Below are 10,461 nucleotides of genomic sequence, written 5' to 3' on the forward strand. Positions count from 1 at the left end.
CCTCCGGTTTTCAGAGCAGATGGGATGGGGGGATACTGAGAGCGTGAGGGATGCGACGTATCCTGAGCTCCTCAAGGAGCAAGCCTTGTCGAAGGTGTTCGGGCGTGGCGGGAAGAGCGCCTGATGGCGTTGCAGGAAAGCCATGGCTTGAGCGGTGATGCCTTGGATGCCCGGTGCCGGGAGCACGGGGTGTTCGTCCATCGGTTGGCCGAGTGGAAAGCCGATTTCTGCGGGCCGCCCGAGCCGGCAGAGCGGTGGAGCCGTCGGCAGCGACCAGTGCCCGTTGCGGCATTGCGAGCCACCCCGCAAACTGACGGCGGCCGAGCAGCCAATCCGGGCTGCCAGGGGTTCAATGCCAGCCCACTGCGATGGGGGTTGGCGCGGCACTCACCCGCCAGACGCACGGCGAGTTCGCGGACTTCGGCGGAGTACTTTCATGGCTTTCTTCACGGCGCCATCCTCTCGAGACGTGGAGCCTCCTCGAAACCCGGAGCGGTTCACGCCCGGCTGCATCGGCCATTGATCCGCGCATGGCTCCGGGTGGGGGGCAAGCACAGCCAGCGAAAATACGACTATCCGCCTGATCTGCAAGATTCCGCGGTGCAGACCGTCTTACAATAGGCAGAGCCGCTGTCGGCGGCATGGCAGATCTGCAGGACCGGACCTGACTATCGAGTCGGATGTGACTGATGAAACCGAAGGCGCTCTGGGGCGAATTCCAGGGATGGCGCCGTTGCCTGACGGCGGCGCTGATTGTGCTGGCGATCGCCGGCTGCATCGAGGCTTACCGCACCGGTCACGATGCACGTCATGGTCCCCGGGTGCCGTGGGAGCGGCGCCTGAGCGAGGAGGACTATCTGGCCCGCCTCGCCGCCGGCAGCGTGTCTTACAGCCGCGATGTCCAGCCTATCCTCGATTCGCGCTGTGTCGTCTGTCATGGCTGTTATGACGCGCCTTGCCAGCTGAAGCTGGAGTCCTTCGACGGCCTGGAGCGCGGCGCCAGCAAGACTCCCGTCTATGACACTACCCGTCTCCAGGCTGCTCCGCCAACGCGTTTGTTCATCGATGCAGAAAATGTTCAAGGCTGGCGTTCCAAGGGGTTCTTCCCGGTACTGAACGAACGGGGCGATTCGCCCGAGGCGAATCTGCGGGATTCCTTACTGTTCCGGATGCTCGAACTGAAGAAAGCGCATCCCTTGCCCGTTTCCGGCGCGTTGCCGGACACTTTCGACTTCCGTCTGGACCGCACCCTGAACTGTCCCACCGTCGAAGAGTTCGACGATTTCGAGGACGATCACCCCGAGTGGGGGATGCCTTACGGTTTCCCCGGTCTGAGCGAGCGCGAGCACGATATCGTGGTGAAGTGGCTGCGCGAGGGCGGGTTCGCGCCGCCTCCCGCGCCCGTGTCGGCCGAGGCCGCATCGGCCGTGGCGCAATGGGAGGCGTTCCTCAACGGCTCCAGTCCAAAGGAACGGCTGTTTGCCCGCTATGTCTACGAACATCTCTTCCTCGGCCATCTGCATTTCCGTGGTCTGGCGCCCCGCGAGTTCTTCCGACTGGTACGCTCCCGCACGCCGCCCGGGGAGCCGATCCGGGAAATCGCGACGACCCGACCTTACGACAGTCCGGGACCGGGGGAATTCTATTACCGCTTGCGACCGGTGCAGCAAAGCATCGTCGCTAAGACCCACATGGTCTACGAACTCGACGACGCCCGGATGCGGCGCTACCGGGAGCTGTTTCTGGAGCCCGAGTACGCGGTCGACCGGCTGCCGGGGTATGCCGCCGCCGATGCCGCCAACCCCTTCAAGACGTTCGTTGCCATTCCTCCCAGGTCGCGCTACCGGTTTCTGCTCGACGACGCCCATTTCTTTTTTTCCGGTTTTATGAAGGGATCGGTGTGCCGCGGCCAGGCCGCACTCAATGTGATCCAGGATCGGTTTTGGGTGGCTTTCACTCATCCGGACGCCGATCCCGTCAGCAACGACGCCCAATTTCTGGCCGATCAGGCGGAGCGTCTGCGGCTGCCGGCCGAGAAGGAAAACTCGCCCGGGATCGGGGACATCTGGTACACCTACCGGGCACTGGAAGAGGATTATCAGGCGGCCAAGGCGGCGTGGCTTCGGGCACACGGTGAGCGCGGTGGCACCACGCTGGCTGACCTGTGGGATGGCGACGGCGACAATCGCGATGCCTTGCTGACGGTGTTCCGGCATTTCGACAGCGCTTCGGTTGAGCGAGGGCTGGTCGGCGACACGCCGCTGACCGGCTGGGTCGTCGATTATCCCTTGCTGGAGCGGATTCATTATCTGTTGGTGGCCGGGTTCGATGTGTTCGGCAACGTCGGCCACCAGTTGGCGACCCGTCTGTACATGGACTTCATGCGTATGGAGGCGGAAAACAATTTTCTGCGGTTCCTGCCGTCGAGCATACGGCAGGCCGAACGCGCCCGTTGGTACAAAGGCATTGGTGCGAGAATCAACGATCTTTGGCAGAGTCCGCGCTGGGGGATGGGTGGGGAGACGCTCATCGATTATCGGACCGGCAATCCCAAGCAGGAGTTCTTCGATCGGGTCCGGGCCGGTTTCGGCAAGGCGGCGGGCCGTCCCGATCCGTTCACCGGCTGCGGCGTGGCAGTGGAAGGATGCGGGGAGGGCGGCGAGCCAGCGTTGCCGCCGGCGCAGGCGTCCGTCGAGCGCGAACTGCGACGCCTGGCATTCGCGAGGGGCGGTGGAGTCGCCTTTCTTCCCGAACTGTCGTACCTGCGCATCCGGACCGGGAGCGGTGGGGCGGAAGACGGCTGGATCTACAGCTTGGTCAAGAATACGGCGCTCGAAAACGTGTCGATGCTGTTTCTCGAAGAGATAAGGCGGACGCCGGCGGACGATACAGTGACCCTGGTTCGCGGTATCGTCGGAAGTTATCCGAATTTCTTTTTCGATCTGGATGCAGCCGAGGTCGGCGAATTCGTGGACGCCATCCTGAGTGTGGACGGTTCCAAGGCGTTTGGGCGGAGGCTGGTCGAGCGCTTCGGTGTCCGCCGAAGCAATCCGGCATTCTGGAGAATATCGGATTGGTTCAACCGCCGGTACCTCGAAGCCAGCCCCGTCACGGCGGGCTGGCTGGATCTGAGCCGTTACGACAATCCATGACCGGTTCCGGGGTCCAATGGACGACTATATTCACCCGTTCCGGAGCGCCGGCGAACTCGGATGCCAGCCACTGGCTTCCGCCGACCGAGGCGATCCTGCCGTCGATGCAGACGATGGGCTGACGGTCTCGCAGCCACGGCGGCAGTCCGGCCTCCTGGAACAGTTTCTTGAGTTCGTGGTGTCCCCGGCGGCCTGCCGGTTCGAGCCTGTCGCCCGCCCGTCGGTAACGCACGGTGATGCGCCCGCTCCGCCATTTGTCCGGATCGATGCCGGGGCCGGGGCACAGCGCGGCATGGAGGCAGCCATTGCCGGCCAGCGTGAGCGGTGTTTCTCCGCTCCAGGCGGCCGTCCAGGAGGCATCGAAATCCGCCGACGGAGGAAGCAAATGGAGACGATGGCGGTAGCGCCTGACCGTGCCTTCGGCCCAGGCAATCATCGGCGTACGGTCTCCGGCCGTTTCGACGACCTCCTTCCGTATCCGCTCCAGCAGTTTCGCGGGGGGAGCTCGCAGACCCCGCTTATGTATCCAGCGGCGCAGTAGCAGCCGTTGTTCGTCCGGCTGCAGCCTCTGCACGATCTCGAGAACAAGGGTGCCGGGTTCGTCCGCGGCCGTCGCGGCCGCCATCAGGGTGTCCGCGAGTCTGTCCAGGAGTCCGGCGGCTTCGGCACAGTGGCCGGCACTGCGGGTGAGGTTGGCCGCTACGGCCGGCCAGCGCCCGGCGAGCTGCGGCAGAATCCGGCGGCGGATGAAATTACGGTCGTAGCGTTCGTCGCGGTTGCTGGGGTCTTCGATCCAGCTGAGGCCTCTTTCCTGGGCGTAAGCCAAAATGTCCCGGCGGCCGAAGCGGAGCAGGGGACGATGCAGGATGCCGGCGCCGAAAGCGACGGCGTTCGGCATGGCGGCGAGCCCGGCCAGCCCTGCGCCGCGCAGCAGCTGCAGCAGCAGCGTTTCGGCCTGGTCGTCGAGATGCTGTGCCGTCACCAGGATGTCCCCCGGATCCAGCAAGGCTTCGAGGGAATGGTAACGGGCGGTGCGCGCCGCTGCTTCGGGACTGTCGCCGGGCCGGGAGCGACCGTCGACCTGCAGGATGTCCAAAGCGACACCGTATCGGTCGGCGACCGCCGCGCAGTGGCGGGACCAGGCATCGGCTTCGGGCTGGATTCCATGATGAACGTGGATGGCCCGCACTCCAATGCCGGAGACGCGGCGGACCTCGCACATCAGATCGAGCAAAACGGCGGAATCCAGCCCGCCGCTGAAAGCCACCCGATAGGTGCTGCCGGGGTGGAGACCGGCGCGGAAACTGTCGAGGCTCAATCTCACCAGATTCGCCCCGTCCCGGCGGGTTCTCCCTCAGGTGGCCGGTTCTTCGTAAACGCCGTAGCCCATGAGGCGCTCGTAGCGCATGGCCAGGAGTTCTTCCATCGGCAAGGCGGCGAGTTCCTCGAGATTGCGCTTGAGTTCGGTCTTGAGGTTGTCGGCCATCCGCTCGCGGTCCCGATGGGCGCCTCCCAGGGGTTCGGGCACGATCGAATCGATCAGCCCCAGTTCCATCAGGCGCTCGGAAGTGATACCCATGGCTTCCGCGGCCAGCTCGGCCTTGTCCGCACTCTTCCAGAGGATGGAGGCACAGCCTTCGGGCGAGATGACGGAATAGGTGCTGTATTGGAGCATCAGCAGACGGTCGCCGACGCCGATGGCCAAAGCTCCCCCTGAGCCGCCTTCGCCGATCACCACACAGACGATCGGGGTCTGCAGCTGCGCCATTTCGAACAGGTTACGGGCGATGGCCTCGCTTTGGCCGCGTTCTTCCGCGTTGATGCCCGGATAGGCCCCAGGGGTGTCGATGAGGCAGACGATGGGCAGCCGGAAGCGCTCGGCGAGCCGCATCAGCCGCAGCGCCTTGCGATATCCTTCCGGCCGCGGCATGCCGAAATTCCGGTGGATCTTTTCCTTGGTATCGCGTCCTTTCTGGTGTCCGATGACCAGGACGGCGGTGCCATCCAGCCGGGCCAGTCCGCCGATGATGGCCGGGTCATCGGCGAAGGCGCGGTCGCCGTGCAGTTCGTGGAATTCCTGGAAGATCAGATCGATGTAGTCACGGCTATGCGGCCTTTGCGGATGCCGCGAGATCTGGGAAATCTGCCAGGCGCTGAGAGAGGAAAAAACCGATTCGGTGAGCTTGCGGCTTTTTTCTTCGAGCCTGGAGATTTCCTCGGAGATGTTGATTTCGTTGTCGAATCCGACGTGTCTGAGCTCTTCGATCTTGGCTTCCAGCTCGGCGATCGGCTGTTCGAAATCCAGGAATTTCAGATCCATTCGAGTGTTGTCAACGGGTCTGGGATGATGTGGCCGCCTAGTTTAACACTTCGGCCAGGAAATTCTGCATCGCCTGCCAGGAGCGCCGGTCGGCCGTGGGGTCGTAAACGGTGCCGAAGCTCCGGTCGTTGGCCAAGGGGTTGGAGAAAGCGTGGAGGGTGTGGCCGTACATGTGAATTTGCCAGTCGGCCCCGGCCTCGGTCAGCTCGCGGCCCAAGGCGAGGGCCTGTTCCGGCGGCGCCATTGGATCCTCGTAACCGTGCAGCACCAGCACCTTGGCGCGGATTTTCCGACCCGCCGTATTGCCCGGCGGAATGAACAGACCGTGGAAGCTGACCACACCCCGCAGGTCGGCGCCGGTCCTGGCGAGATCCAAAACGCACAAGCCGCCGAAGCAGAATCCCATCGCCGCAATGCGTCCAGGATCGACTTCGGGAAGCGAGCGCACGGTGTCCAGGGCCGCGTTCATCCTGGACTGCAGCAGGCCGCGGTCCGCCATGAACGGCGCCATGAGCTGGGCGTTCTGCTCCGGCCCGCTGCCCACTATCCCTTTGCCGTACATGTCCAGGGCGAATGCGGCGTAGCCCAATTCCGCCAGCCGTCTGGCCTTGTCGCACACGAAAGCGTCGCGACCGCCCCAGGCGTGAGAGACGAGGATGCCGGGACGGGGCAGAGGAAACTCGTCGTCGCAGACGAAATAGGCCGATAGCAACGTATCGGCATGGTGATAATCGATTTCGCGCATCTGCACGGCCATGGGTGCGTGTCTCGTTCAGGTCAGCCAGGGGGCGTGATTTTCCCCGGCTTTCCTGCGTCCCGCAAGCCGGTTTGGCGGCGGGTGATACAATGCGCGGATCATTGTGGTCCGTGGAGTTACATCCGATGAGTTCCGACCCTTTCAAGCGGGTGGTGCAGGCGATCGACGCCGCCAATGCGCAAGATCCGAATCGTGAGGATTGGCAAGGAACCTCCTACCCCAAGGAACTGCTCTACGGCCTGCGCATGAGCGAATGCCTGGAGCGGCTTTGTCCCACCGCATCCGAACTTCTGCGCCTGGCCGCGCGGGGGCAGCACATAAGACGGTGGGAAATTCCGCGCAGCGATTATCCTGCCACCCGCGAGGGTTATCTGCGGTGGCGAACCCGCCTGTACGGATTTCATGGCGACCAGCTCGGGCTGATCATGGCCGGGGCCGGTTATGACGAAGATTCGATCCGGCGGGTGAAACGCCTGCTGAGCAAGCGGGACCTGCGCTCCGACCCGGAATCGCAAACCCTTGAAGACACGGCTTGCCTGGTTTTCCTCGAGTACTATTTCGCCCCCTTCGCCGCCGGTCAGGATGAATCCAAGCTCATCGACATCGTCCGCAAGACCTGGCGGAAAATGTCGGACGTGGCTCGGCTCCGAGCTGTGGAACTCACTCTTCCCGGGCCGTTTGGCGCCGTCGTGGCGAAGGCGCTGGATGCCGGCATGTCGTGAGTTCCGACCGGTCGCGGATGGCACGATGACTCGGCCGTATTCGCTTACCCGTTATGCGTGGCTGTCGATCTTCGTGGCGATCTTCACCATGGCGGTCAAGGCGGCGGCTTATCGGGTCACGGGCTCGGTGGGGCTGCTGTCGGATGCCCTGGAGTCGATAGTCAATCTCTCGGCCGCGGTCGTGGCGCTGGCGATGTTGAGGTTATCGGCGCAGCCGGCGGACGCGCGACATCACTTCGGGCACGGCAAGGCGGAGTATTTCGCCAGCGGCTTCGAAGGCGTCCTGATCCTCGTGGCTGCCGGAGCGATTCTGTTTGCGGCCTGGGACCGGTATCTGCATCCCCACGAATTGGCCGAGCTTGATCTGGGCCTGGGGTTGTCAGTCGCGGCGGCGGTGGTCAACGGTCTGGTCGGCTGGTTGTTGGTTTCGGTGGGACGGAAAGCCGGCTCGATCGTCCTGGAGGCGGATGGGAAGCATCTGCTGACCGACGTGTGGACTTCGATCGGAGTGGTTTGTGGCGTGGCCGCTGCCGGTCTCACCGGCTGGCACGATTTCGACCCGGGCGTCGCGGCGCTGGTGGGTTTGAACATCGTATGGACGGGCGCCGGCCTCATCCGCCGCACCATCGCCGGGTTGCTCGATGCGTCGCTCCCGCTGGAGGAGAACCTGAAGATACGGAGCATTCTCGAAACGTTCCGCGAGCGTGGGGTCGGTTTCCACGATTTGAGAACCCGCCAGTCTGGAGCGCATCGCTTTATGAGCGTACATCTCCTGGTGCCTGGAGCCTGGACGGTACAGGCGGCGCACGATCTGGCAGAGGAGATCGAGGCCGAACTGGGGGGTGCGCTGGCGAATCTGACCGTCGTGACCCACATCGAACCGATCGAAGATCCGGCGTCGTTCGGTCATCACGAGCCGTTTCCCGAGACCGCTCCGGAAGTCACGAATCCTCATCCCCTGCAGACTGCCCGCCCTTTGCGGCTCAAGATCGCCTCGGTGGCGGGAGCGGCCCTGCTCCTGGGGGGGGGCGTTGCCAGCATGGTGGTGTCCGGAGTCTGGCTCGACCTTGCATTGGCTGCCGCGCTGTTCGGTTTCGTCCTGATTCTGGCGGTGCAACGGCGAGGCGCCCGGCAGCGAAAGGCTGGGCGTCAGTAGCCGAAAACGTCCTTCTTGAAACTGCGCTGCCAGGCTCGGGCGTAGCCTGCTTCTCGTCTGCGGTCTCCGTGCGGCGGCGTTTCACCGGTCGACCGGACGATCAGCTGCCCGTCGTCTCGCGAGTAGCCGTACACACCGGTGATGGAGATGGCCTGGTCAGGCGCGACGAAACTGTAGCAGTGATTGATCAACAAGGGGTCCGGCGGTGGCTCGCCGGCCAGCGAGGCGACGATGGCAGCCGCGCAGACCTTGGCCTGGGAGTTGGCCGAAAAGGCGGATTTGGGCATGGGGTCCGCCTGGCAGGCATCGCCGATGACGTAGACTGCCGGATCGTACACCGAGGCGAAGCTCAGCGGGTCGACTGGGCACCAGCCGGATGCGTCCGTCAACCCCGACTGTTCCGCCAAGACTCCGGCCTTCTGTGGCGGGATGACGTTGAGCACGTCGGCACGGAAAGTGTCGAACTCGGTTTCGACGGTTCGCCCGGCGGCATCGATCCGCTCCAGCCGTCCCTCTTTTTCCGAGGAAACCCATTCCACCATGTCGCCGTAGAGTTCGCGCCAAGCCTGCTCGAACGCCGGCTGCTTGGAAAACCGGGTCTTGGCATCGAGTATCAGGATCTTGGAGCGGGGTTTGTGCTTTTTCAGGTAATAGGCGATGAGCGAGGCGCGTTCGTAGGGGCCAGGCGGACAACGATAGGGAGAAGGTGGTGCGGTGATCAGAACCAGGCCGCCGTCGGGCATCGCGCGGATCTGCCGGGCGAGCAAAGCGGTCTGGGGGCCGGCCTTCCAGGCATGGGGAACGAACCGGCTCGCCGCCTCGTCATAGCCCATTATCGCCTCCCAGCGAAAGTCGATGCCGGGGGAGAGGACTAGCCTATCGTAGGTGACCTCGGCACCATCGTTCAGTATCACACGCCGTCGCTGCCGATCCAGGCGGGCGACCCGGGCGGTTACCTTTCCTATATCCAGCTCCCGCCGCAACCAGTCATAAGACCGCGCGAGAGTCCCCATGTCCCCGAGGCCGGCGACTGCTTCGTTCGATCCGGGGCAGGAAAGATAGGTCTCCTGCGGTTCGATCAATGTGATCGTCAGACCGGGATTCATCTGCTTCAGATAGCGGGCGGCCGTGGCACCGCCATAACCGCCACCGACGACCACGACCCGGCCGCCTGAGCGAAGACCCTTGCCGGAAGCGCAGCCACCCAGTCCCCAGCCCATGCCGCAGACTGCCAGCAGGCGCAGGAACCGCCGCCGGCGGATCATGGCCTCTTTCCCAGAAAGCCGGCGATCGCTTCAATGTCCTGGTTCGTGAGTCCGGCAGCGATCCGGTTCATGACCGTGCCCGATCTTTTTCCTTCACGGTACTCCCGCAACAGAGATGCCATCTCCTTCGCATCGAAGCGGCGTAACGATGCCGGTTCGGGAATCTGCTCCTCCTCGTCGGCATGGCAGCCGAGGCAACCGAGCGCAGCCAAAACCGTGTCCAGTTTTTCGGCCCGGGCCTGGAAACAGAGAGCGACAGCGATCGTACCGATCTGGACGCGTCTCACAAACGACAAAACGTCACGATGGGTGTTCGGTAGCTGAGTCACGGGGATTTGTAGAAGTATAGGACCGACGAATTTTATGCAAGCATGTCGCTTTGACCAAGCCGGGATTCCATGGAAGGGATGTCATCGGGAGAGTTATTTATGTCATTGATTTATAAGAAACTACCCTGCGTCAAAATGTCGCAGATTTTTCTTGACAGTTTGGGGAAGGGTGATAGACTCCCTCCACCGATGGACCGGTACCGCCTCTGTTGCGGGGTCCATGAAATGCCCGTTAGAGGCAGAACCGATAGGGAATTAGAGAAGCGGGCGTCGGCGCCGAACGCCGGCCCCTGTCAACCATCACTTTAGGAGGAACAAACAATGGCAGCAACAACCATTGGTGGTGCAGCTGCGGCGGAAGCGCCGCTGCTGGACAAGAAGTGGCTCACGTTCGCACTGGCGATTTACACCGTGTTCTACCTGTGGGTGCGGTGGTACGAAGGTGTCTATGGCTGGTCCGCCGGACTGGACTCGTTCGCGCCGGAGTTCGAGACCTACTGGATGAATTTCCTGTACACCGAGATCGTCCTGGAGATCGTGACGGCTTCGATCCTGTGGGGCTATCTCTGGAAGACCCGCGACCGCAACCTGGCCGCGCTGACCCCGCGTGAAGAGCTGCGCCGCAACTTCACCCACCTGACCTGGCTGGTGGCCTACGCCTGGGCCATCTACTGGGGCGCATCCTACTTCACCGAGCAGGACGGCACCTGGCATCAGACGATCGTGCGCGACACCGACTTCACGCCGTCGCACATCATCG

Annotated in this window: 9 protein-coding genes; 4 read left to right on the top strand and 5 right to left on the bottom strand. The window is 63.4% G+C overall.

Annotated elements, in window-relative coordinates; all coding sequences use genetic code 11:
* Positions 1–689: 689 nt before the first annotated feature.
* Positions 690–3,152 carry a fatty acid cis/trans isomerase gene (locus H156_RS0111430; RefSeq protein ID WP_017364148.1) on the top strand — a complete coding sequence of 821 codons (2,463 nt, stop codon included), beginning with the start codon at positions 690–692 and terminating at the stop codon, positions 3,150–3,152.
* Here the strand turns inward: H156_RS0111430 and tilS are convergent.
* The 3 genes from tilS to H156_RS0111445 are packed head-to-tail and all read right to left on the bottom strand — an operon-like array spanning position 3,109 to position 6,229.
* A complete protein-coding gene (tilS, locus tag H156_RS0111435; protein ID WP_050998140.1) occupies positions 3,109–4,476 on the bottom strand; it encodes a tRNA lysidine(34) synthetase TilS in 1,368 nt (455 codons plus the stop codon). The two genes, H156_RS0111430 and tilS, sit on opposite strands and share 44 nt — an antisense overlap.
* A 30-nt stretch (positions 4,477–4,506) precedes the next feature.
* Positions 4,507–5,472: an acetyl-CoA carboxylase carboxyl transferase subunit alpha gene (gene accA / locus H156_RS0111440; protein WP_017364146.1), complete on the bottom strand. Its 966-nt coding sequence runs from the start codon at positions 5,470–5,472 to the stop codon at positions 4,507–4,509.
* 37 nt (positions 5,473–5,509) lie between these two features.
* Positions 5,510–6,229, bottom strand: a complete 720-nt coding sequence (locus H156_RS0111445) for a dienelactone hydrolase family protein (RefSeq protein ID WP_017364145.1) — start codon at positions 6,227–6,229, stop codon at positions 5,510–5,512.
* 125 nt (positions 6,230–6,354) lie between these two features.
* Between H156_RS0111445 and H156_RS0111450 the strand changes: the two genes are divergently transcribed.
* Both H156_RS0111450 and H156_RS0111455 read left to right on the top strand, forming a co-directional pair.
* Entirely contained in the window at positions 6,355–6,951 is a 597-nt protein-coding gene (locus H156_RS0111450) for a DUF4202 domain-containing protein (RefSeq protein ID WP_017364144.1), read from the top strand.
* A 25-nt stretch (positions 6,952–6,976) separates the two neighbouring features.
* Positions 6,977–8,107, top strand: coding sequence for a cation diffusion facilitator family transporter (locus H156_RS0111455; protein WP_017364143.1), 1,131 nt, complete (start codon positions 6,977–6,979; stop codon positions 8,105–8,107).
* Here the strand turns inward: H156_RS0111455 and H156_RS0111460 are convergent.
* The gene (locus H156_RS0111460) at positions 8,101–9,372 is read right to left on the bottom strand and encodes an NAD(P)/FAD-dependent oxidoreductase (protein ID WP_017364142.1); all 1,272 of its coding nucleotides are present in this window, start codon (positions 9,370–9,372) and stop codon (positions 8,101–8,103) included. The genes H156_RS0111455 and H156_RS0111460 overlap by 7 nt on opposite strands.
* Complete coding sequence (locus H156_RS0111465) at positions 9,369–9,659, bottom strand: c-type cytochrome (protein WP_017364141.1); 291 nt, start codon at positions 9,657–9,659, stop codon at positions 9,369–9,371. The genes H156_RS0111460 and H156_RS0111465 overlap by 4 nt, the downstream gene beginning before the upstream one ends.
* 363 nt (positions 9,660–10,022) lie before the next feature.
* Here H156_RS0111465 and H156_RS0111470 point away from each other — a divergent pair.
* A partial coding sequence (locus H156_RS0111470) for a methane monooxygenase/ammonia monooxygenase subunit C (protein ID WP_026597603.1) occupies positions 10,023–10,461 on the top strand: 439 nt, incomplete at its 3' end.

The sequence above is a fragment of the Methylococcus capsulatus str. Texas = ATCC 19069 genome, from assembly GCF_000424685.1.
In the GTDB taxonomy this organism is placed as follows: domain Bacteria; phylum Pseudomonadota; class Gammaproteobacteria; order Methylococcales; family Methylococcaceae; genus Methylococcus; species Methylococcus capsulatus.

Coding starts and splice junctions, on each gene's coding strand:
- H156_RS0111430 (WP_017364148.1), top strand. CDS start 690: ATGAAACCGAAGGCGCTCTGGGGCGAATTCCAGGGATGGCGCCGTTGC.
- H156_RS0111450 (WP_017364144.1), top strand. CDS start 6,355: ATGAGTTCCGACCCTTTCAAGCGGGTGGTGCAGGCGATCGACGCCGCC.
- H156_RS0111460 (WP_017364142.1), bottom strand. CDS start 9,372: ATGATCCGCCGGCGGCGGTTCCTGCGCCTGCTGGCAGTCTGCGGCATG.
- H156_RS0111455 (WP_017364143.1), top strand. CDS start 6,977: ATGACTCGGCCGTATTCGCTTACCCGTTATGCGTGGCTGTCGATCTTC.
- H156_RS0111445 (WP_017364145.1), bottom strand. CDS start 6,229: ATGGCCGTGCAGATGCGCGAAATCGATTATCACCATGCCGATACGTTG.
- accA (WP_017364146.1), bottom strand. CDS start 5,472: ATGGATCTGAAATTCCTGGATTTCGAACAGCCGATCGCCGAGCTGGAA.